This window comes from Winogradskyella eximia (assembly GCF_003386165.1).
Taxonomy (GTDB): domain Bacteria; phylum Bacteroidota; class Bacteroidia; order Flavobacteriales; family Flavobacteriaceae; genus Winogradskyella; species Winogradskyella eximia.
Genome location: NZ_QRDV01000001.1, coordinates 1,328,250 through 1,350,154, shown reverse-complemented (window position 1 = coordinate 1,350,154; position 21,905 = coordinate 1,328,250). Strand labels below are relative to the sequence as shown.

General features: G+C 31.8%; 23 protein-coding genes and 5 tRNA genes. 1 reads left to right on the top strand and 27 read right to left on the bottom strand.

Going from position 1 to position 21,905, the window contains the following annotated elements:
• Positions 1 to 39: 39 nt before the first annotated feature.
• The 22 genes from nusG to DFQ10_RS05600 form a co-directional block, all read right to left on the bottom strand.
• A complete protein-coding gene (gene nusG / locus DFQ10_RS05700) occupies positions 40 to 585 on the bottom strand; it encodes a transcription termination/antitermination protein NusG (protein ID WP_115816381.1) in 546 nt (181 codons plus the stop codon).
• Between the two features lie 17 nt (positions 586 to 602).
• The gene (secE, locus tag DFQ10_RS05695; protein ID WP_115816380.1) at positions 603 to 797 is read right to left on the bottom strand and encodes a preprotein translocase subunit SecE; all 195 of its coding nucleotides are present in this window, start codon (positions 795 to 797) and stop codon (positions 603 to 605) included.
• Between the two features lie 50 nt (positions 798 to 847).
• Positions 848 to 920, bottom strand: a tRNA-Trp gene (locus DFQ10_RS05690).
• Positions 921 to 983: 63 nt separating this feature from the next.
• Positions 984 to 2,171, bottom strand: a complete 1,188-nt coding sequence (gene tuf / locus DFQ10_RS05685; protein WP_115816379.1) for an elongation factor Tu — start codon at positions 2,169 to 2,171, stop codon at positions 984 to 986.
• Between the two features lie 70 nt (positions 2,172 to 2,241).
• Positions 2,242 to 2,313 (bottom strand) — tRNA-Thr (locus DFQ10_RS05680).
• Between the two features lie 68 nt (positions 2,314 to 2,381).
• Positions 2,382 to 2,454, bottom strand: a tRNA-Gly gene (locus DFQ10_RS05675).
• Between the two features lie 139 nt (positions 2,455 to 2,593).
• Positions 2,594 to 2,675 (bottom strand) — tRNA-Tyr (locus tag DFQ10_RS05670).
• A gap of 68 nt (positions 2,676 to 2,743) precedes the next feature.
• Positions 2,744 to 2,817 (bottom strand) — tRNA-Thr (locus DFQ10_RS05665).
• 110 nt (positions 2,818 to 2,927) lie between these two features.
• On the bottom strand, positions 2,928 to 3,230 hold the full coding sequence (hpf, locus tag DFQ10_RS05660) for a ribosome hibernation-promoting factor, HPF/YfiA family (RefSeq protein ID WP_115816378.1): 303 nt from the start codon (positions 3,228 to 3,230) through the stop codon (positions 2,928 to 2,930).
• 81 nt (positions 3,231 to 3,311) lie between these two features.
• Complete coding sequence (locus DFQ10_RS05655) at positions 3,312 to 4,202, bottom strand: tyrosine-type recombinase/integrase (protein ID WP_115816377.1); 891 nt, start codon at positions 4,200 to 4,202, stop codon at positions 3,312 to 3,314.
• Positions 4,203 to 4,306: 104 nt separating this feature from the next.
• Positions 4,307 to 5,686 carry an alpha-amylase gene (locus tag DFQ10_RS05650; protein ID WP_115816376.1) on the bottom strand — a complete coding sequence of 460 codons (1,380 nt, stop codon included), beginning with the start codon at positions 5,684 to 5,686 and terminating at the stop codon, positions 4,307 to 4,309.
• Positions 5,687 to 5,978: 292 nt separating this feature from the next.
• Positions 5,979 to 7,145 carry an acyl-CoA dehydrogenase family protein gene (locus DFQ10_RS05645; RefSeq protein WP_115816375.1) on the bottom strand — a complete coding sequence of 389 codons (1,167 nt, stop codon included), beginning with the start codon at positions 7,143 to 7,145 and terminating at the stop codon, positions 5,979 to 5,981.
• 13 nt (positions 7,146 to 7,158) lie between these two features.
• A complete protein-coding gene (locus DFQ10_RS05640) occupies positions 7,159 to 8,046 on the bottom strand; it encodes a ComEA family DNA-binding protein (RefSeq protein ID WP_115816374.1) in 888 nt (295 codons plus the stop codon).
• 16 nt (positions 8,047 to 8,062) lie between these two features.
• A complete protein-coding gene (locus DFQ10_RS05635; RefSeq protein WP_115816373.1) occupies positions 8,063 to 9,688 on the bottom strand; it encodes an alanine/glycine:cation symporter family protein in 1,626 nt (541 codons plus the stop codon).
• 98 nt (positions 9,689 to 9,786) lie between these two features.
• Positions 9,787 to 10,809: a potassium channel family protein gene (locus tag DFQ10_RS05630; RefSeq protein WP_115816372.1), complete on the bottom strand. Its 1,023-nt coding sequence runs from the start codon at positions 10,807 to 10,809 to the stop codon at positions 9,787 to 9,789.
• Positions 10,810 to 10,824: 15 nt separating this feature from the next.
• On the bottom strand, positions 10,825 to 11,052 hold the full coding sequence (locus DFQ10_RS05625; RefSeq protein WP_115816371.1) for a PspC domain-containing protein: 228 nt from the start codon (positions 11,050 to 11,052) through the stop codon (positions 10,825 to 10,827).
• 8 nt (positions 11,053 to 11,060) lie between these two features.
• Positions 11,061 to 12,338, bottom strand: a complete 1,278-nt coding sequence (locus tag DFQ10_RS05620; protein ID WP_115816370.1) for a DUF2851 family protein — start codon at positions 12,336 to 12,338, stop codon at positions 11,061 to 11,063.
• A 67-nt stretch (positions 12,339 to 12,405) separates the two neighbouring features.
• Positions 12,406 to 12,732 carry a hypothetical protein gene (locus tag DFQ10_RS05615; RefSeq protein ID WP_115816369.1) on the bottom strand — a complete coding sequence of 109 codons (327 nt, stop codon included), beginning with the start codon at positions 12,730 to 12,732 and terminating at the stop codon, positions 12,406 to 12,408.
• 85 nt (positions 12,733 to 12,817) lie between these two features.
• Entirely contained in the window at positions 12,818 to 12,958 is a 141-nt protein-coding gene (locus DFQ10_RS18550; protein ID WP_181897582.1) for a hypothetical protein, read from the bottom strand.
• Positions 12,959 to 13,114: 156 nt separating this feature from the next.
• Positions 13,115 to 14,227: a methyltransferase gene (locus tag DFQ10_RS05610; RefSeq protein WP_317124889.1), complete on the bottom strand. Its 1,113-nt coding sequence runs from the start codon at positions 14,225 to 14,227 to the stop codon at positions 13,115 to 13,117.
• Positions 14,228 to 14,362: 135 nt separating this feature from the next.
• Entirely contained in the window at positions 14,363 to 15,343 is a 981-nt protein-coding gene (locus DFQ10_RS05605; protein WP_115816368.1) for a PLP-dependent cysteine synthase family protein, read from the bottom strand.
• Positions 15,344 to 15,489: 146 nt separating this feature from the next.
• Entirely contained in the window at positions 15,490 to 16,722 is a 1,233-nt protein-coding gene (locus DFQ10_RS05600; RefSeq protein ID WP_115816367.1) for an ABC transporter permease, read from the bottom strand.
• A gap of 9 nt (positions 16,723 to 16,731) precedes the next feature.
• On the opposite strand from DFQ10_RS05600, the gene DFQ10_RS05595 reads away from it, so the two are divergent.
• Positions 16,732 to 18,102, top strand: coding sequence for an exo-beta-N-acetylmuramidase NamZ family protein (locus DFQ10_RS05595; protein ID WP_115816366.1), 1,371 nt, complete (start codon positions 16,732 to 16,734; stop codon positions 18,100 to 18,102).
• Here the strand turns inward: DFQ10_RS05595 and DFQ10_RS05590 are convergent.
• From DFQ10_RS05590 to DFQ10_RS05570, 5 genes are all read right to left on the bottom strand, one after another.
• On the bottom strand, positions 18,088 to 18,540 hold the full coding sequence (locus DFQ10_RS05590; RefSeq protein WP_147299178.1) for a hypothetical protein: 453 nt from the start codon (positions 18,538 to 18,540) through the stop codon (positions 18,088 to 18,090). The genes DFQ10_RS05595 and DFQ10_RS05590 overlap by 15 nt on opposite strands.
• Positions 18,541 to 18,698: 158 nt before the next feature.
• Positions 18,699 to 19,529 carry a glycerophosphodiester phosphodiesterase gene (locus DFQ10_RS05585; RefSeq protein WP_115816364.1) on the bottom strand — a complete coding sequence of 277 codons (831 nt, stop codon included), beginning with the start codon at positions 19,527 to 19,529 and terminating at the stop codon, positions 18,699 to 18,701.
• A gap of 28 nt (positions 19,530 to 19,557) precedes the next feature.
• Entirely contained in the window at positions 19,558 to 20,400 is an 843-nt protein-coding gene (locus DFQ10_RS05580) for a sterol desaturase family protein (RefSeq protein ID WP_115816363.1), read from the bottom strand.
• A gap of 2 nt (positions 20,401 to 20,402) precedes the next feature.
• The gene (locus DFQ10_RS05575; protein ID WP_147299177.1) at positions 20,403 to 21,305 is read right to left on the bottom strand and encodes a hypothetical protein; all 903 of its coding nucleotides are present in this window, start codon (positions 21,303 to 21,305) and stop codon (positions 20,403 to 20,405) included.
• Positions 21,306 to 21,358: 53 nt separating this feature from the next.
• Positions 21,359 to 21,853, bottom strand: coding sequence for a YkgJ family cysteine cluster protein (locus tag DFQ10_RS05570; RefSeq protein ID WP_115816361.1), 495 nt, complete (start codon positions 21,851 to 21,853; stop codon positions 21,359 to 21,361).
• Positions 21,854 to 21,905 lie beyond the last annotated feature (52 nt).

The following is a 21,905-nucleotide window of genomic DNA, read 5'->3' as shown; positions in this document are numbered from 1 at the left end:
ATTGGAAGCATAGATTAACGCTCTTTATTGTAACAATTATTAAACTTTTTCAACTTGCATATAACTTAACTCTAATGGTGTTTTTCTTCCAAAAATCTTAACCATTACCTCAAGCTTACGCTTTTCTTCATTAATCTTCTCAATAGTACCATCAAAACCATTGAATGGACCATCGATAACTTTTACAGTTTCTCCTTTAGTAAATGGTATAGCAACATTAGCATCAGCCTCTACAGACAATTCATCTACTTTACCTAACATTCTGTTTACTTCAGATTGTCTTAAAGGCACAGGATCACCTCCTTTTGTTTCACCTAAAAAACCGATAACATTTGTAATCGATTTAATAATATGAGGAATCTCACCACTTAAATTGGCTTGAACCATTATGTAACCAGGGAAATAAACTTTCTCTTTTTGTATTTTCTTTCCGTTACGGATTTGAATAACTTTTTCAGTTGGTACCAAAACTTGGTCTACAAAATCTTCTAAACCTAATCTTGAAATTTCATTTTCGATATAAGCTTTAATTTTGTTCTCTTGACCGCTTACCGCTCTAACAACATACCATTTTTTATCGGACATATTCTTCTTGTAAATTGTTAGTGAATCATTTCAAAATAAGCCTTAACCGCTCTACTAAACACGGTATCAACTCCCCAAATAGCTAAAGAAAAAATAATTGAAAGCACAGCTACAATTACCGTTAGTTTCTGAGCCTCTGGCCATGGAGTCCATGACACATTATTCTTCAACTCTTCAAACGATTCTTTTATATATGTTATTAATCCTGCCATTTGATAATATACTTTATTAAGGATTACAAAATAATCCAATGTTTAATTTGCACGGGTTGAGAGACTCGAACTCACGACACCTGGTTTTGGAGACCAGTGCTCTACCAACTGAGCTAAACCCGTAAACAATAATCAAGGCGTCCCGAAATATCGAGACACCTTAATTAAATATTTTAACTATTTTGTTTAGTCTAAAATTTCAGTAACCTGACCAGCACCAACTGTTCTACCACCTTCACGGATAGCGAAACGTAAACCTACGTTCATTGCAATTGGTTGAATTAACTCAACTGTAATTGTTAAGTTATCTCCTGGCATTACCATTTCAACACCATCAGGAAGCGCAATGTTTCCAGTTACATCAGTTGTACGAACGTAAAACTGTGGACGGTAATTATTATGGAATGGAGTATGACGTCCACCTTCTTCTTTTTTCAATACGTAAACCTCAGCTTTAAATTTAGCATGTGGTGTTACAGAACCAGGCTTAGTAATTACCATACCTCTAGAGATCTGAGACTTCTCAATACCTCTTAATAAGATACCAGCGTTATCACCAGCTTCACCTCTATCTAAAATCTGACGGAACATTTCAATACCAGTAATAGTAGATGTTAATTTCTCAGCACCCATACCGATGATTTCAACAGGATCACCTGTGTTAGCTACACCAGTCTCAATACGACCAGTTGCAACAGTACCACGACCAGTAATTGAGAATACATCTTCAATTGGCATTAAGAAAGGCTTGTCCATATCACGAACTGGCTCTTCAATCCAAGCATCCACTTGTGCCATCAATTCCATTACAGTATCAACCCACTTTTGCTCACCATTAAGTGCACCTAAAGCAGAACCTGCTACTACAGGACCATTATCACCATCATACTCGTAGAATGATAATAAATCTCTGATTTCCATTTCTACTAATTCTAATAACTCCTCATCATCAACCATATCCACTTTATTCATGAATACAACCATACGAGGAATTCCTACCTGGCGACCAAGTAAGATATGCTCACGTGTTTGTGGCATAGGACCATCAGTTGCAGCAACAACTAAAATAGCACCATCCATTTGAGCAGCACCTGTAACCATGTTCTTTACGTAATCCGCGTGACCTGGACAGTCAACGTGAGCATAGTGACGATTAGCAGTTGCATATTCTACGTGAGAAGTATTAATTGTTATACCTCTTTCTTTTTCTTCTGGTGCATTATCAATTTGATCAAATGATCTTGCTTCAGATAAACCTGCATCAGCTAATACTTTAGTAATAGCAGCAGTTAAAGTTGTTTTACCGTGATCTACGTGTCCAATAGTACCAATGTTTAAGTGTGGTTTTGAACGATCGAAAGTTGCCTTTGCCATGTTTAATTTATTTTATTCTTTTAATATTAGTGTTCAATTGTTATTTCTAATCTATGTACTTAGAAAAAAGAGCCAATGACGAGAATTGAACTCGTGACCTCTTCCTTACCAAGGAAACGCTCTACCCCTGAGCTACACCGGCTTTTCACTTACGGTAGCCGATTCTCGAATTACGATATAAAAGTCTAAATCTTAACTCGTAAATTTTAGAGCGAGAGACCGGGTTCGAACCGGCGACATTCAGCTTGGAAGGCTGACGCTCTACCAACTGAGCTACTCTCGCATTTTATCAAAATTTTTACATTCTGAAAGGTAATCAATATTTCATTCTTAATGAACCCACAAAAACAAGATTCATTTTTTTTTTTGCAAAAGTAGCTTAATGAAGTTTAATTTTCAAAACTATTTGCAAAAATTATTTGTGGGGAGAGCAGGATTCGAACCTGCGAAGACGTAGTCAGCAGATTTACAGTCTGCCCTCGTTGGCCGCTTGAGTATCTCCCCAAAACTTAATTTCAATATTTCAAACAATAAAAGCTTATTTTTTAATCAAAAAAACCAAACTTTTAAAGAGCCGATGGAGGGACTCGAACCCACGACCTGCTGATTACAAATCAGCTGCTCTAGCCAGCTGAGCTACATCGGCCTTTTTTACTTTTTCAAGATCAAAAACTGACCATAAAAAAGTCCGCTATTTCTAACGGACTGCAAATGTAAGACTTTATTTTACTATTCAAAACATTTTTTAAAAAAATTTTAACTATGTGCCCTTAATTTTTCTTTTCGCTTTTTGATTTGCCTTCCTAATGAGGCAATTGCGGCATCTGCTCCTTCCTCAAAAGATTTACATTGCTTCTTTACAACAAAACTATCTCCTGGCACACTTACTTTAACTTCGAATATTTTATTTTCTTTATCACTTGTATTTTCTACTTTTAAATATACATCGGACTGAATTATTTTATCATAAAACAAATCTAATTTATCCATTCGCTTCTGAATGAAATCTATCAGCTTACTATCTGCTGTAAAATTAACGGATTGAGTGTTTACTTTCATATATTTTATTTTAAGTTAAACATGGGTACTAAAACGCATTTGTTAAGTACTTATTTATTGATTATTGGCATTAAGTTATACTTAACTTTGATTTCTTGGATGTGATTTAGCATGTACTTTTTTTAATTCAGCTATACTATTATGTGTATAAACCTGAGTAGCAGCTAAGCTTGTATGTCCAAGAAGTTCTTTTACTGTATTTAAATCTGCACCTTGATTTAACAAGTGCGTTGCAAACGAATGCCTAATTACATGAGGGCTACATTTTGCTTTCGTAGATGCTTCACTAAAATACTTATTTATTATTCTGTAAACAAGCTTTTCATAAATTTTAAGACCACTCTTTGTTAAAAACAGATACTCCTTATCATCTATAGTTGGTAAATTGTTTCTATATTCTAAATAAGAGTTTAGGGATTTTGATAACGATTCTATTAAAGGAATATATCTTTCTTTTTTTCGTTTACCCAATACCTTTATTTGGTTATTACTCTTATCTACATCAGTTAGTTTCAAATTTACGAGTTCAATACGTCTAATTCCAGTAGCGTAAAATAGCTCAATAATAAAATGGTTTCTTGCACTTTCAAAATCATCTACTACTATAGAATTTTCTAAAACAGTTTTTAATTCTTGTTCTGAAAATGGCAATTGTGCTTTTTTTCCAACTTTTAAGGCTTTATGCTGTTTTAATGGATTTACATTAATGTCTTCAGTTTTTTGTAAGTACTTATAATAAGTGTTTAATGAAGATACTTTTCGGTTAATAGTACGATTAGAAATACCAGCATCTACTAACGTTACAATCCATTGTCTAATTTCTGAATATCCAACTTGTATTAAATCTTCAGGATAATTATGTTGATTTAAAAAGGTTTGAAAATTTTCTATATCCTTTGTATAGGCCAATACAGTATGGTTAGAATATTTTTTTTCTAATAATAAATACTCTGAAAAAAATTTAAGACTCATCCAACTAGTTTCAATAAAAATAAATATAACGATTAGTTGGTATTAATTTAGCATAATATTAAAAATCCTGCACTTTGGCAGGATTTAAACTAAACAATAAAAAATCACTTTACTGACCAAACCGAATAACTTTTTGGTGGTGCTTGTATTTTAACCCATTTACCATATTGCGTCGTAGGTTCCCAAGCAGAGTGACCTGTATAGTCTTTAATAATAGTATTAGACCAATTAGTTTCTATCCATCTTTCTTGCCATAAATCTGAATTATTAATATAAACCACAAGACCAGCATTATTATAACCGTTTCTTCTCGCTATATATTCGTCTGTGTCTGCATGTAATATATTTGTTGTTCCACCAGCCAAATTATTATGAATCCATATTAAATTATTTAATCGCTCTTTATTTAACCATTCCTCATAATCTTTATAAAATATAGTCGGATAACCTTCGTGAGTTAAGATATAAGCATAAGCCAAAATTTTATTATTTATGATTTCATCGGTATCATGATTCGCAACAAATGTCATTGCCCTTGTGGCATTTTGCTTCCACAACATATTATCATTTAGAACCGTTAAATTATTACCCATAAACGCATCTTTCATTTTATAATAGCACGCAAAATCAAAAGCACTTGCCTCTGCAGTACTTGTCCACCAATCTAAGGTAGACACATTGCTATCCCAATATTCACCAACGGCAAATCCACCTGCTTCATCTTTCCATGCTTTTACAACCCAAGGTTCAAAACCTTTAACATAATCAAAACGCCATCCATCAAAACCTATAACATCTCTATAATATTTTGCTACACTATTTGAATTATTCCATAACCAATCTTGCACATAAGTTTGATTGTGACATAAATCTGGATAACCTCCAAATGCTCCACTATCATTAGAGTGTATATTATTGGCATGAAAATCATTAGCTGAGCGATAAAAATTACCTGACATAGGATTAAAATCCGTCCATGTATTACCTCCAGCATAAGGATTAGCCTCACTTGCTCCTCCACTATTATGATTAATTACTATATCTGCTATTACACTAAGTCCATTTTGATGTGCTGCATCAATTAATTTAGTGAGTTCAGTTCTCGATCCAAAACGTGTTTCAACACTTCCCATTTGGTTGTATTCTCCAAAATCAAAATAATCAAAAGGATCGTAACCCATAGAAAAAGGACCATTTTGTGCTTTTGAAGCTGGAGGAAGCCAAATGGCATCTATACCAGCGTTACTCCAATCTGCTACTTTAGAGTTTACAGTATTCCACCAAGTTCCGCCTGCAGGAACATCCCAATAAAAAGCTTGCATCATAACACCTGAACCAATTGGTTTTAGTCCATCACGTTTAGCATATTCTACTATTGTCTCGGTAGTTTGAGCTGATTGTTCTTCTACAAAAATTTCATCCTGACTACAATTAAAAAGAAATAGTATTAAACAGGCAAGACCAATGATTTTTAAATTATTCATGAATATTAAGATTTTGTTATATCTCTAAATTTACAGGAATAATGACTTCAATAGAAATCCAATAATTCACGAAAACGTTTGCGTGTTAATAAATCATAAACTATTAGCGTAAAAAATGATGATTAACAAAAAAACTCGTGAATAAATTCACGAGTTCTCAATTTAACAGATCTAAGACCTATATTTCAAATATAATAATCACAAAATTAAGTCGCAGGTTTATAGTCTTTATTATCAATTACCATTTTAGCGATATTAAAAACAATTTTCTCTAAAATGATAATTTAATCAGTTATGTTGCTGGTTTATAGTCTTTATTATCAATTACCATTTTAGCGATAATCTCTTTTAAGATTTCGGAAGTTCCTCCACCAATAGGACCTAATCGGCTATCTCTTGACATACGTGCTAATGGATATTCTTCCATGTAACCGTAACCACCTAAAAACTGAAGACATTGGTAAATAACATCATCTGCCATTTTTGTGGATTGTAATTTAGACATTGTTGCTTCTTTTACAACATAATCTCCCATATCTAATCTTTTTGCCACATAGTAGTTAAATTGTTTACAAATTTCCATCTGTGTTTCGCAATCTGCATAAGTATGTCTTAAGGCTTGAAATTTATCTATAGTTCTTCCAAAAGCTGTTCTTTCAGACATATATTGTTTGGCATATTCTAAAGCATATTCTGCCCTAGCATGCGAATTCACTCCCATTATTAATCGCTCTAACGCAAAATGTTGCATTATGTATGGAAAACCTTGACCTTCATCACCCATTAAATTAGAAGCAGGAATTACAACATTATCAAATGCAATCTCACCTGTATCTGAAGCTCTCCATCCTAACTTATCTAATTTTGTTGCCGAGATACCAGGCGTATCTCTATCCATTACAAAAATGCTAATACCTTTATTTCCTAATTCTGGACTCGTTTTAGCAGCAACCACTAAATAATCACTATAAACACCATTTGTTATAAAAGTTTTTGAACCATTAATAACATAAGTATCACCTTTCTTCACTGCAGTTGTACGCATACCTGCAACATCACTTCCTCCAAAAGGTTCAGTAATACAAAGACAACCTATGGCGTCACCTAAAGCACTAGGCGTTAAATATTTTTCTTTTTGTTCGTGATTTCCTTCCTTGTTAAGATGTGTCATCGCTAAATATGCATGTGCCCACATTGCTGCTGCAAATCCACCAGAATTTATGCGTTGCATTTCTTCAAGAAAAATAACAGTGTAAAATAAATCTAAATCTAAGCCTCCATATGCTTCTGGTGTTGCTAAACCAAAATAACCCATATCACCAAATTTTTTCCAGATGAAACGTTCAATATGACCTGTTTCTTCCCATTTATCAATATGTGGTACAACTTCTTTTTTTAAGAATTCTCTGAGGCTTTCTCGGAATAAATTGTGCTCTTCTGTAAAATATAAATTAGACATAAATTGTTGTTTGTTATAAATACAAATATAGCTTAATTATATCGAATTTTTTGATGGGGAAATCTTCAACTTTTGTTAACTCTTCTAGAGATTTAAAGCCATCTCTAAGAGTTCGTTCTTCAATAATATTATGAGCCACTTCGTAATCGATAAATTGAATAGTGACTAACTCATCTCTAGTTGCTGTGTTAAGATTATAAGTTTTAATTGCTCTTGGTGTTTTAACCGTAAAATCATTTTTAATACGCTCTATAACTTCTGGAGACAATCCATAAACTTCACTAAGTTGAACATCTGAAATAAACCCTCCCTTGTACTTGTCTCTATATTTTATAATCCGTTCGGATAATTTTTCGCCAACACCATAAACCTTTTTTAACTGATTTGCCGTTGCTAAATTTAAGTCTACCTTCTGTTGATATGTTTTAGGTTTTGAAGAATTTGAATAAGAATTACTATAACCTTGAGTCTTTGGCTTAGGATTTGTTACCCAATCTGGAAATTTAAAATAAGGAGAAATTATGTCTAAAAATGAATCTGAAACCTTGGTAACTTTTTGAAAGTCTTTAGCTGAATTAACCCATTGGTTACGTTCTCTAAATTTATGAAGCCTATCGATTTCTTCATTTGTCATTCCTAAAGTATAACCTTTATAATCTGTTATATAATTTGGATTGAAAGGATAAATTTTTGGTTTCCTATTTTCTATTTCAACTAGTCGTAATGAATCTACTTCTTTTCTAAACGTTTCTAATTCATTTTCGTTTACAGGTTTATCCGTAGTTGTATCCGTGAAAATATTTGGTACAAACCAATAGATACATTGAATAATCACTATTACAGCCAACAATAAAAAAATCCCATTCCGTTGTTGATTAGTAAACAAGAAATGGGATTTCATACTTTATAATTCTATTTTATAAAATTTCATTTAAATCATCTGCTCCATCTTCAATGGCATCATTCTTAACGTTGATAGCTTTATAATATTTATTTAATTCCTTCTTAATGACTGGAGACAAAATCACTACACCTATTATATTAGGTACAACCATAGCAAAAATCATGGCATCAGAGAAATTAATTACAGCTCCTAAGCTTATAGAAGCACCAACAACTACAAAGAATAAGAATAATATTTTATAAGCTAAATCTGATGCTTTACCCTTTCCGAATAAAAACACCCAACCTTGCATACCATAGTAAGACCAAGAAATCATAGTTGAAAAAGCAAATAATATAACAGCGATTGTAAGTACAATTGAGAAATGCGGAATCACAGAATCAAAAGCTGTAGCTGTAATTTCAACACCTTCTGTAATTTCAACACCATATTCCATAAAACCACCATCAAAATTAGTGATTACAATAACCAATGCTGTCATTGTACAGATAACAACGGTATCTACAAATGGTTCTAAAAGCGCAACAATACCTTCTGATGCAGGATATTTAATACGGACCGCAGAGTGTGCAATTGCAGCAGAACCAACTCCGGCTTCATTAGAAAATGCTCCTCTTCTAATACCTTGAATCATTACACCAACAAGTCCACCAGCTATACCCAATCCTGAGAATGCACCTTCATAAATCAATGCAAATGCATCATCAATTAAACTAAAATTAGCACCTAGAATTATTAAAGAAGCTAACACATATATTCCTGCCATAAATGGCACTACTTTTTCAGTTACTTTAGCAATACGCTTTATTCCACCAATAATTACAACTGCTACAAGAGCTGCCATAACTAAACCAAAATAAAGACCTGCATTAGAAGCCGGATCTAAATCGAATACTTTAACAAATTGCGCAGCAGCTTGATTGGCTTGAAACATATTTCCACCACCAAAAGAACCTCCTATCACAAATATGGCAAACAATACAGCTAGCACTTTACCAAAACCACCCATACCTTTGGCTTTTAAACCTTTAGTTAAGTAGTACATTGGACCACCATAAACGGTACCATCATCACCAACATCTCTATATTTTACACCAAGTGTACATTCAGCAAATTTTGAAGCCATTCCTAATAATCCTGCAACAATCATCCAAAATGTTGCTCCAGGTCCACCAATAGATAAGGCTACAGCAACACCTGCTATATTCCCTAAACCAACAGTTGCTGATAAAGCTGCTGTTAAAGCCTGAAAATGCGAAACTTCTCCGTCTGCACCATCATCTCTCATGGTTTCAATTATGTTTTCACCCTCATTTGCAGTATTATCACCATATAAAGTGTCTGCTCCATGTTTTTCAATATCTTCATACTGCCCTTTAACAACTCTAATAGCCATTCTAAAACCAGTAATATTTATAAATTTAAAATAGATAGTAAAAAACAATGCTCCACCTATTAATACAATTAGCACCCATGGAATTTTATATGTTTCTGAAAATGGAATTTCATAAAAAATAGCATCAACAAACCAACCTGTATAATCCTTAAAAATGGTATCAATTTTTTCGGAAGTTGTTTCTTGAGCAAAGTTTAATAGTGGTAATAAAAGTGTAAGAATTGATAGAAGATACTTCTTCATGTGTGTAGTGATTAGTTAGTTTTTTTTAGTTTATAAGATGACAAGATGCAAAAAAAAACTGAACCAATAAAGTCTGAAGCTATAAAACGATTGAATTTTTATACAATATTATATTTAGAATTCAGTTTCACAATCTGTTCTGGACGCCCTAAAACAATAATTTTAGAACCTGGAATCAACTTTGTTTCTGCTTCAGGATTTACAATATAATCTCCTTTATCATCTTTAAAACCAATAACAGTACAACCTGTTTTTCTACGTAAATCTAAGTCTCTGATGGTTTTAACTTCATTAATATTATAAAGCTGTTCTACTTTAACTTCTTCAATATTGATATTACGTTCTCCCACAATCCCTAAATTATCGATAAACTCTACCAAATCTGGAATTACCACTAAAGATGCCATATGATCACCTCCTATTCTATCTGGTAGAATAACATTATTAGCACCTGCCAATTTTAACTTATTATACGAAGTTTCCTCAGAAGCTCGGCTTATTATGGTCAATTTTGAATTAATCTGTCTAGCTGATAATACCACAAATAAATTATCTGCATCATTTGGCAAAGCACAAATTAGCGTACTTGCTTTATCGATACCTGCAGAAAGAAGTATTTCATCTTCGTTCGCATTTCCTTCAATAAAGATAATATCATCGTCTTGAAATTTTTCAATAGTTTCTTTATTACGCTCAATAATTACAAAAGGTTTTCCGTAATCACTTAACTTTTTTGCCGCTTGTTTACCATTACGTCCATAACCACAAATAATAATATGATTAGTCATAGCATCAATTTTCTTCTGCATCTTACGTTGTTTTATATCTTCTATATTATTTCTATTTAATATAAATTCGGTGATTATTGAAATAGCGTAACCCACAATAACTACACTTGCCAATATTAAAAATATTGTAAAAATTTTAGATTGTTCATCTAAAGGATTTACCTCTGCAAAACCCACTGTAGTTATTGTTATTACAGTCATGTAGAGCGCATCTAGCCATTCAAAATCTGAAATAAATCTGTAACCCAAAACTCCAATACAGAGTAAAAGCACTAACATCATTACAGCCGTGTAAATCTTAGATCTATAAAGTCTTAAAAGTGGATTATCCATGTAATAACAATGTAATTATAAGTCGAAAACAGAAGATCGTTTTGTGTATACTATATCTTTAATTCGCATCCAAAACGCCAAAAACAAATATAGTGCAAAACCAAAACCTACGGTTACAAAAGTAAGATACATAAACGTGGTTCTCACAATTTTAGCTCTAATACCTAAGCGGTCTGCAATACGTTGACAAACATAATAACCTCGTTTTTGAAAATACAATAATAAGTTGTAGAACCATTTCATGCTGCAATTTACTTCTTTTTCACAATTAAACTATTGCCTATTGCACATTGAAGACACTTATTTTTATCACAATAATCTTGTTTTAATTGCAATAAAGCCTGAGAACTTAATGCATTTTTCTCTATAGCTTTTAAATCTAAAAATTTAGACACTATGCTATTATTCTCTATCTTAATCTCTTTTATAAGCTTGAATACATTATCATCAATAGTCTTTCCTTGCGATTTAGCATAACTAAATTTTAATGGAATTAGCGTATTAATGATTAGTAAATCTATGAAAGATTTGGTTAAGACTTTTTTAAACACTTTTGAAGTTTTAGCAAACGTATAATGTGATGTCCAAAACGTTGTAACTCCTTTATTAAAAAATGAATAAAACTCATCTCGTGTATTAAATTGCATCACTTTTGAAAACAAATTCTGTTCTAAACTGTATAAATTTGCAAATTGAGACAATCGAATGGTTGGAAAATTTGGTGGTCGTAATCTAAAAAACTGTAGTGGTAATACTCCTTGATTTTCTAGTTTGAATTTTTGCTTTAAAAACCCATAGCGATTTTTTAAATATATAAAATAACGGTCTTCAATATTTTCGTCTATCAACAAACCTGACTGACCAAAAAGCAAGGCTTCCAAATCTAAAACATCATTTTGCAATTTTCTTATGATTGAAAAATCTATTGAATTTGCCAAGCTAAAAAACGATTCTCCATTTACTTTAAGTCCAAAATTCTTTAATAACATCTTAAACAAAACCGCTTCCCAATCGCTATTAGAATCTTGCAGTAATTGCTCAATAGTTTCAGATTTTCTTTCTAAGCGTTCTATATAAAGTCGTTCTAACCAATTATTAAGTAAAAAATCATCCACCTCTAAAAAACTAGATTCACAATTAATCCAAGATTTAGATTGCATCAGTTTTTCATATTTATAGATCAAGTTTTTATCTACATAGTGCTTAAGTTCTAAAGTTGGAATTTCAGAATTATCTTTTCTAAAGATTTCGGTATCATGTTCCCAAACCACGTGTAGAATGACATTATCATAAGCTTTATCGATTTCGTGGTTATGTATATACCAATCCGAAGATTTAATATGTATCTCTACATTACCAGCCCAAAGCTGATCTGCAATACTTAGTTGTGCATTGAAGAAATCTGGACCAGCATTATGATTGTGCTGTCCTAAATTAGAAATACTAATCGTTTCGTCTTTTGTTGTTTTTAACAATAAGGAGTCGAAGGCTTTATGTTTCCAAATGTAATGAAGGAAGTCTTCTTGCATTTAGCTAAAATAAAATTTATACGTTAAAAAACATAAGTTAATTTTAAATTACTAATTATCATAAGTTTTAAACCCCTAAAAGTGTACCAAATTCTGGACAAATACTTGGTAAAATAATCCAAACATGAATAAAAAACAAAACGATAAAAAGTAAGCCTATTATTAATGAATGGCTAATATAAACTTCATCATCTCCTTCTGGTTTAATTTTTGGCCATAATAACCCAAAACACCCTGTCGCAAATAAGAAGAAAGGTATGCCAGAAAAACAAACAAGAAAGAATAACGAGAACTGATCTTTTAAAACACTATAAAAGATATAATCAATAACTAAGGATAAAATGATTAAAACCCAATAGATTTTTTTGTGTAATTTATGTTTAGAAGTTTTCATAAAGCATTAATATTTAATACTCTAAGATACTTTTTAGTACTCACTTCTAAAATGACCTACATCATTTGTAACACTCTAAAGCATTTTAATCTATGCTTTTATAAGTTTTTTTAGTGATTGATTCTCCTTCCGTAGTCATCAATTTTAAAAGATAAACACCAAGCTTTAAACTGGAAGTAAAACTTTCAAAATCAATAATAGAGGTTGATTTGTAAACTTGTTTCATATATACTATTTAGTTAATCAAGATAGCTAAATAAGCTCATAGACAAGTAAAACCTGTAAGCTTAAACTAGAAACAAATAGATTTTCTCGTTATTAGTCATTTAGACTTTTCTCGGCATAACATCTCGCAATTACGATAATCACTATTGTTTACACTTTATTTATGAGTTAAAACCCAAAGCTCAACTTCCTCTTTATTCCTCCAATTTAAATCGCGCTTCGTTTTTTCAGATCCTTTTTTTACATTTTTAGTAAAACAACGCTCTAATTGAAATCGTCCACCATTTGCTATCTCTTGTTCTATCGGGTTCTCCTTTGATAAGCCTATAATTTGTGCTAAATTTGAAAATATAAGCACCAACTTACCGTCTGGTAATAATCTTTCTTTTGCCGCTTCAAAGAAATTATTAAATAAGCTTTTATTATAATAAATAGCTTCATCTAAGTTTTCTGAATTACGAGTTTCTGGTAACCAAGGAGGATTAAAAATAATGAGTTCTGTTGGTTGGTTCCATTTGCCAAAAAGTGATGCAAAATCTAGCTCTATCTTTCGAGAGAGTTTTGTCGTCCCCATAGATTCTTTCAAACCAACAATGGCATTAGAATTAGTATCCGTACCCAATACTTTTTGAAAACCATGCTTTACTAATTGCATGGCTAATATTCCGCTGCCAATACCAACATCGATAGCTGTCTTTTTAGGACCAGAATAGCGCTTTAGCCAATTATCAAACAACTCTAAATGCTCAAAACGTGTTGGAAAATAAACGCCATAATAAGGATGAATCTTGTTTCGTAAAACAGGAATAGTAATTCCGTTTTTATACCATTGCCAAGAACTATTTAACCCTTGTACTTGCGGATAGGTTAAAAGCAAATCTTTAGTATCTGGATATAGTTTTTCAAACCAACCAATATTTGGTGATTTTTTAACTAGTAATTGATGATTCTCAATTTCTATTAGTATAAGATTAGACAATTTATGATATACTAATCTAAATTCACGTTGTTCTTTAAACGATTTGTTAGGTAATTTTTCACTAAGATGTTGTTGCAACTCTTTAATTAGGATAGATCCGTTATTATAAAATTCTGTAATTAAAACATTGTTGCCAGTCTCTAAAGCTTTAATTGTGGACTTAACATCTACATTACGATTATAGATTACCACTTTTTCTTTGGATAAAATTGGGTTTGGTTTATTCACTTTTACTTCAATATCCATAGACAGAACTGCTTTTGGGTGAAGGTAAGGTATTGGCTCTGCCATCTACCATTAGTGAGGGTTTAATAAAAAAATTAAACTGTTATTGAGAACATAGCAATTACAGAAACAAAAAAATCCTGAGTAAGTACCCAAGATTTTTATTTTTATATAATAAGATTACTGCTTTCGCAGGAAGATTTAATCAATATATCCCATCTTACGCATCCAATCGTCATTAAACATTTTACCTACATAACGACTACCATGATCATGAAATAATACCACAACTACATCTTCTGGTTTAAAATGTTCTTTTAATTGCAATACACCCTTTATTGCTGATCCGGCTGAGTTTCCTAAAAACATACCCTCTTCTTTTGCTAAACGTTGTGTGTAAACGCATGCGTCTTTATCTGTTACCTTAGTAAAACCATCAATAATACTAAAATCTACATTTTTTGGTAAAATATCTTCACCAATGCCTTCTGTTACATAAGGGTAGATTTCTTTTTCATCAAAGATACCTGTTTCGTGATATTTTTTAAATACAGAACCATACGTATCAACTCCCCAAACTTTAATATTTGGATTTTGTTCTTTTAGGTATTTTCCAACGCCAGAAATAGTTCCTCCTGTACCAACACCCACTACAAAATGTGTGATTTTACCATCGGTTTGTTTCCAGATTTCTGGACCTGTACTTTCGTAATGCGCTTTAGTATTACTTGGATTATCGTATTGATTAACATACCAAGAATTTGGAGTTTCTTCACCTAATCGTTTTGATACTGAATAATAACTCCTTGGGTCGTCTGGCTCTACTGCTGTTGGGCAAACAATAACTTGTGCTCCTACAGCACGCATAATATCTACTTTTTCTTTAGATTGCTTATCTGCCATTACAAAAATACATTTGTATCCTTTTACAATAGCTGCCAAAGCTAATCCCATACCTGTGTTTCCTGAAGTACCTTCAATTATGGTTCCTCCTGGTTTTAAACGACCATCTGCCTCTGCATCTTCAATCATCTGTAAAGCCATTCGGTCTTTTACAGAATTCCCAGGATTAAAAGTTTCGTATTTTGCAAGTACTAGACATGGCAAGTCTTCCACTAGCTTATTCATTTTCACTAATGGTGTATTCCCTATTGTACCTAATATATTTTCTACGTATTCCATAATTGTTTTTTCAAGGATGCAAAAATAAGTGAAAAGTTAGAAGTATAAAGTTAAAAAGGTTATAATAATAGTGTTATGCCTTTAGCAAAAAGCATTTATAATTGAAAGCGTTTATTAGTTGATAATCTGAAGCTAACAATGCATTATTAATCAAATCGAATCGCTTTAACTGGGGAAATCTTAGAAATAATAACTGAAGGAATTAATAGCATTAATAAACAAGCTATAAATGTACCAAGGTTAAGAATTACAATATATTCCCAACTGATGTAAACAGGCGCTGTACTTACGTAATAGGTATCTGGATTTAATGGAAACAGCTCAAAATACTTCTGTGCAAACAATAAACCTAAACCTATAATATTTCCCCAAAGTAATCCCAACCCAACTAAATAAGAAGCATTGTAAAGAAATACTTTTCTGATGGTCCAGTTAGAGCTACCTAACGCTTTTAAGATCCCAATCATACTCGTACGTTCTAAGATTAAAACCAATAAAGCGGTAATCATATTAATACCTGCTACAATAATCATAATAGCTATAATACCATAAGTATTGTTATCGAAAATCTTAATCCACTCGAAGATGGTATAATATTTTTGAGTAATTGAAGTCGCATTCATTAAAGATGGAATCGCTTTATATACTTCAACTGTCTTTTCATCAATTTGAGAAAAATCATCAATAAAAACCTCAAAACTTCCTATTTGGTCAGCTTCCCATTTATTAAGACGTTGCACATGCCTTAAATCGGCTATTAAAAATTTTTCATCAAGCTCTTGAAAACCTGAATTGTAAATCCCTACAATTTCAAAATTAATAATACGAGGTAATCTATCTATCTCTTCGGTAAATAAAGTTTGAAACTTATCACCGACTTTAAATCCTAATCGATTAGCAAGATAACTTGAAATTAATGCTTCTTCATTTCGATTTTGTGTAAAATCTGGAAGTCTTCCTTTGACTAAAAATTCTTTAAAATATTCCCAATTATAATCGGCTCCAACACCTTTTACAACCACACCTTCAAAATCCGTTTCGGTTCTAATCACTGCAAATTTGGTAGCTACAGCTTGAATGTGTTTTACACCGTCTACATCTTTAAAATTAGGATAAAAATCTTGGTTGATAGAAATTGGTACCTGAGATTCATCTGACGCATTAGTATCGTAATTAGTGATTTCTATATGGCCATTAAATGCTACAACTTTATCCCTAATTTTCTGCTGTAATCCTAAACCTGTTGCGATTGCAATAAGCATTACAATAATACCAATAGCAATTGCTGCGATACCAATTTTAATTATTGGTGCCGAAACACTACTTTTATACGTTTTATTGCCTATTATACGTTTAGCTATAAATAACTCAAAATTCAAACCTAATATATGCTTTTAAAGGTTTTCAAAAATACAGTTTTATTCTCGATAATTATTGGGATATCCTCCCTTACATTTTCTTGTGGAAATCAAATGAAATCAAAAGCAGAGAATTCTCAACTTGTAGAAGAAGAAAACAGTAGTGCTTTACATATAATTTCAGAAAACCAATACGTTGACTCTTTAAGTCTCACAACAGCAATCGAAGAAAAAAAATCAATTATAGTTGGCGCTAATAGAACAGAGTCATATTTAACACTACTAAAAGGAAAACGTGTTGGTGTTGTTGCCAATCAAACGTCTGTAATTTTTAAAAAAGCTTACTACAATGAATTTAATCGCTATCATTTCACTGAAGATAAAAGTACGTATCCAAATAAACCTTACTCACATCTTATAGATTCTCTTTTAAACCGAAATGTGGATATTACAAAAGTATTTGCTCCAGAACATGGCTTTAGAGGCACTGCAGATGCAGGTGAATTGGTAAAAGATGGCAAAGACACCAAAACAGGTTTAGCCATTTACTCGCTGCATGGAAAACATAAAAAACCGACCAAAACACAGCTTGAAGATGTGGATATTGTGGTTTTTGATATTCAAGATGTTGGTGTGCGCTTCTACACCTATATTTCTACATTACATTATGTTATGGAAGCTTGTGCCGAACAAAATATTCCACTTTTAATTTTAGATCGGCCAAATCCAAATGGTAATTATGTTGATGGTCCTGTTTTAGAAAAAAAACACAGTAGCTTTTTAGGCATGCATCCTATTCCTTTAGTTCATGGCATGACGATTGGCGAGTATGCAAAAATGATAAATGGTGAAGCTTGGTTAAATAATGGCATCACTTGCAACATTACTATTATTAAAGTGCAGAATTATAATCACAATAGTACTTACAACTTAGCCATTAGACCGTCGCCTAATTTACCAAACGACCAATCTATTGTGTTGTATCCTAGTTTGGGTTTGTTTGAAGGCACAAACATTAATGCAGGTAGAGGTACTGAATTTCAGTTTCAACGCTATGGCGCACCGTTTTTAGATAAGAATCACTACAACTTTAGTTATACTCCTGTTGCCAATTTTGGGTCTAAATATCCAAAGCATGAAAATGAAATTTGCTATGGCGTAGATTTATCAAAGGTTAGTGCTGAGCGTCATTTCACCTTAAAATATATCATGGATGCTTATAACCATGCAACTGATAAGAGTAAAGTGTTTAACATGTCTAATTTCACCACTCATGCAGGAACCGCAATATTGCAAAAACAGATTGAAGCTGGTTTAAGTGAAGCGGAAATTAAAGCAAGTTGGAAAACCGATTTAGAGACTTTTAAAAACAAACGCAAGCACTATTTAATCTACGACTAAGCGCGCGCTATTTTCTTTTTCAACTGATGAATTTAATTGTTTAATAGCAACCAGAGCTTTGGTTCTATACGACTCAGGAAGTTGCGTTGGAATTTCCTTTAAAATTCTTACAACAAATATTATTTTCATTGGTGCTTGTCTAGCTACAAACACATGCTTTCCTATAGATAATTTATTTAATGGTAATTTATAAGCGGTAGAATCGATTTCAATATCTAGCTCGCGTGTATAGTTTTGATTGATTGTATAAAGCGAATGGATTATTTTATCACTTTTAAGAATTAAAGTGTCACTAGTTTTATTTAATTGATGAATTAATCCTTGAGCTTGAATATTTCGGTTTTTCTCTAACTTAGCATATTGCTCTTGTGCATGCAACGTAAAACCCAATAAAATGGAGAGAATAATGATAATGCAGAAGCGGATTAAATTTTTCAAAACAACACAACTTTAAGTTACACATAGCAAGTGTATACCCAACAATAATTAATTAATCCGTTTAAACATAAGTGGTTTTAAGATGATACAACCTATAATTTACATTATCTACCACAAATATTCGACGAACTGCATTATTTTAAAAAAATGTAAGAAAATTATAGCTTTAATAGCTCAATCAATCGATTTGGATAATCTGTAATAATACCATCAACTTGCCATGATATCATTTCTTTCATATCATCTTCGCTATTAATTGTCCAAGGAATAATTTTAAAACCTTTTGCCTGATAGGCTTTAACAGATGCTGATGTTAATAATTTAAAATATGGACTGATAATCTCTGGTTGGTAAGATAGTGCTTTAAGTTTTCCATCAATGGTTTCATTATCCTCAATGAGTATAGCTACTTCCATATTTGGAGATTGCTTTTTTATTTGTTCAAGAATTTGCAAATCAAAAGATTGAAGATTTACACGATTAAGCATGTCTTGTTTTTTAATTTCATCTAAAACTAAGGCGACGTAATCTTCAGGATAAGGTGTGAAAATGCCATAATAATTAGATTCAGATTTAATTTCGATATTAAACTTAACATCAGATTTTTTTGCTTTCACCAAATCAAATACTTCTGCTAATAATGGCTTATAGGTATTTAATTTTTCTTGATTTGGATATGTAGGATGAAATTTTGAACCACAGTCAAATTGTTTAATCTCTTCATAATTCATTTGATACAAATTAAGTTTTGCATCAAGTGAATCTGGAAAAACGTCTCCATTAATATCTAAACAAATTAAAGGATTCATAAAAGGCTCATGAGATACAACCACCTTATTATCTTTAGAGATCACAATATCTAACTCTAAAGTATGCACTCCTAAATCTATTGCTTTTTCAAAAGCTGGTAATGAATTTTCTGGTAACAATCCTCTACAACCTCTATGACCTTGTATATCTATTTGTTTTCGGTTAGTATTACAGCTCATACATAATAGAATTAAAAATGCGATTGCACTAGTTTTCAGTTTCTGCTGAAAGTGTTGATTTTTCATAGTTCAGAAATGGTTGTTTAAGTAAATGCCTAATATTACTGTTCTTCACTTCGTCCGGAAAAACATCAACTCCATAAATCAACTTCTCACGATCCATATACCTATAAGTTCCCAAAACACGATCCCAAATACTAAAAATGTTTCCATAGTTAGAGTCTGTATATGGTAATCTATAATGATGATGTGTTTTGTGCATATCTGGAGATACAATAAAATAGCTCAAGGCCTTATCTAAGCCTTTTGGTAATTTAATATTTGCATGTGTAAACTGTGTAAATATTAAAGACATGGCTTGGTACATCATCACTAAAGCTATTGGTGTACCAACTACAAAAACGCCTAGTAAAGTAAAACCGAACCTAATAAGACTTTCAATTGGGTGATGTCTATTTGCAGTAGTCGTATCTACTTTATGATCTGTATGATGTACTAAATGCACCATCCAAAGTGGTTTTACTTTGTGCTCCACATAATGTGCTAAATAGGCTCCAAAAAAATCTAAAAATAATAAACCAAGAAAGACATATAACCATAATGGCATTTGCGGTAACCAGTTTATAATTCCAAAATCATTGGCTTTTACCCAATCTGCAGAACTTAAAAGAACAAATGCAAAAGCAAAATTTATAATAATCGTAGTTAATGTAAAGAAGAGATTAGGAATAGCGTGTTGCCATTTTTTATATTTAAACTTAAATAATGGTAAACCTCCTTCTAATAACCAAAAAAATGTAAGTCCACCAACTAAAATAAGACTTCTGTGTAATGAAGGAATAGTTTCAAAGTAATTAATAATGTTTTCCAATATTATAAAGAATTAAGATTAATAATTAACTCCGCTTTCTTCAAATTTACTGAAGAAATCTTAGACTTCCATTGTTCAGCATTAGTTTTGTCATTTAAAATCTTATAAGCTGTATAATACAAAAAGGCAACGAATGCTTGGTTATTAGTTGCTACATTTTCGGCATCCATTCGTTTTAATTGACGCAATACTTTTTTGGGATGTTTAGTAATTAAATTTTCCTGAATTTTTAAAAGCTCTACACGTTGCTGCAGTGAAAGTTGATCTTCATTTTTATTTGCTTCAACAAAACCAGCAGCTTCATTTAAATAGATATTGGCTAAATCTATCACTTCTTGCCTAACGCTTTCTTTCATATACATAGAATAATCTAAATATTTTGAAGCTAGATAATAAGCCGAATAAAAATCTTGCTTTTGCTTATAACTCATTAATTCCACCGCGATAAATTCGGTATTTAATCCGTAATCCTGAATCATCGTAGTAATATTCTCGTAATCAATTGAGGTGTAAGCTGTATTCAATATATTACCATTTATATCTAATATTTTAATAGAGTCATCATTAAACTTATCCATATATTTTTGAGAGCGACTATCCTTAATTTTTAAGTATAAATCCGCATATTCATCTTCGCTTACAATTACTGGAACAAAATTTTTCCAAATTATTGGACTTACCAATTCATCTTCAAAAAGGTTATTAATAAAAACCGTATTCCCTTTATCATTATTTATAAATACAGGATAAGGATATTTTGTAGTCCCTTCCCAAACCATTAATACCATTTTATTTTGCACCGAAGCTAAACTTTGAGCAATTTCTAAGTTCGTCATCCAAGCTTGAGCATGTGATAAACTGATTGTAAAACAAAACAATAGCGATATTATAATTCGTTTTTTCATGGTGTTTTTTAATCTTTTTAATATCAAAAATTATTCCGAAAACACAAAAGCTCTTACAATTGAATTCTCTTCTTCATTTCTTCAACAATATTAAAAGCTGCAGGACAAATGGCAACATTCTTTAAAGTTAAATTAGAAATTTGTTGAAACTTTTTTCGATCTGTATGCGGAAATTCTCTGCACGCCTTAGGACGCACATCATAAATAGAGCAATAATTATCAGCTCCTAAAAACGTACATGGCACAGATTGCAGTACATAATCATTTTCTTCATCTAAATGCAAATAGGCATCTATAAATTGCTGTTCTTTCATTTTAAAAGATTTAGCAATACGCTGAATATCTTTATCTGTAAATAAAGGACCTGTGGTCTTACAACAGTTGGCACATTCTAAACAATCGGTACGCTCAAATTCAGCTTCGTGCAACTCTTGCATTAAATAGTCTAACTGCTTTGGTGGTTTCTTTTTTAGCTTTGTAAAAAAGGTTTTGTTCTCCTTATGTTTATCTTTGGCGAGCTTTGGAAGGTTATTGATCTGGTCTTGCATAAAACAAATTTAACTAAAGTTCTCAATACAATTTCAATTAAAACAAAAATCC

Coding starts and splice junctions, on each gene's coding strand:
- DFQ10_RS05585 (WP_115816364.1), bottom strand. CDS start 19,529: ATGAGCTGTAATACTAACCGAAAACAAATAGATATACAAGGTCATAGA.
- DFQ10_RS05645 (WP_115816375.1), bottom strand. CDS start 7,145: ATGTCTAATTTATATTTTACAGAAGAGCACAATTTATTCCGAGAAAGC.
- tuf (WP_115816379.1), bottom strand. CDS start 2,171: ATGGCAAAGGCAACTTTCGATCGTTCAAAACCACACTTAAACATTGGT.
- DFQ10_RS18550 (WP_181897582.1), bottom strand. CDS start 12,958: ATGAAACAAGTTTACAAATCAACCTCTATTATTGATTTTGAAAGTTTT.
- secE (WP_115816380.1), bottom strand. CDS start 797: ATGGCAGGATTAATAACATATATAAAAGAATCGTTTGAAGAGTTGAAG.
- DFQ10_RS05610 (WP_317124889.1), bottom strand. CDS start 14,227: ATGGCAGAGCCAATACCTTACCTTCACCCAAAAGCAGTTCTGTCTATG.
- DFQ10_RS05640 (WP_115816374.1), bottom strand. CDS start 8,046: ATGAAATCCCATTTCTTGTTTACTAATCAACAACGGAATGGGATTTTT.
- hpf (WP_115816378.1), bottom strand. CDS start 3,230: ATGAAAGTAAACACTCAATCCGTTAATTTTACAGCAGATAGTAAGCTG.
- DFQ10_RS05620 (WP_115816370.1), bottom strand. CDS start 12,338: ATGCAAGAAGACTTCCTTCATTACATTTGGAAACATAAAGCCTTCGAC.
- DFQ10_RS05655 (WP_115816377.1), bottom strand. CDS start 4,202: ATGAGTCTTAAATTTTTTTCAGAGTATTTATTATTAGAAAAAAAATAT.
- DFQ10_RS05625 (WP_115816371.1), bottom strand. CDS start 11,052: ATGAAATGGTTCTACAACTTATTATTGTATTTTCAAAAACGAGGTTAT.
- DFQ10_RS05605 (WP_115816368.1), bottom strand. CDS start 15,343: ATGGAATACGTAGAAAATATATTAGGTACAATAGGGAATACACCATTA.
- DFQ10_RS05575 (WP_147299177.1), bottom strand. CDS start 21,305: ATGAAAAAACGAATTATAATATCGCTATTGTTTTGTTTTACAATCAGT.
- DFQ10_RS05650 (WP_115816376.1), bottom strand. CDS start 5,686: ATGAATAATTTAAAAATCATTGGTCTTGCCTGTTTAATACTATTTCTT.
- DFQ10_RS05570 (WP_115816361.1), bottom strand. CDS start 21,853: ATGCAAGACCAGATCAATAACCTTCCAAAGCTCGCCAAAGATAAACAT.
- DFQ10_RS05635 (WP_115816373.1), bottom strand. CDS start 9,688: ATGAAGAAGTATCTTCTATCAATTCTTACACTTTTATTACCACTATTA.
- nusG (WP_115816381.1), bottom strand. CDS start 585: ATGTCCGATAAAAAATGGTATGTTGTTAGAGCGGTAAGCGGTCAAGAG.
- DFQ10_RS05615 (WP_115816369.1), bottom strand. CDS start 12,732: ATGAAAACTTCTAAACATAAATTACACAAAAAAATCTATTGGGTTTTA.
- DFQ10_RS05595 (WP_115816366.1), top strand. CDS start 16,732: ATGCTTTTAAAGGTTTTCAAAAATACAGTTTTATTCTCGATAATTATT.
- DFQ10_RS05630 (WP_115816372.1), bottom strand. CDS start 10,809: ATGGATAATCCACTTTTAAGACTTTATAGATCTAAGATTTACACGGCT.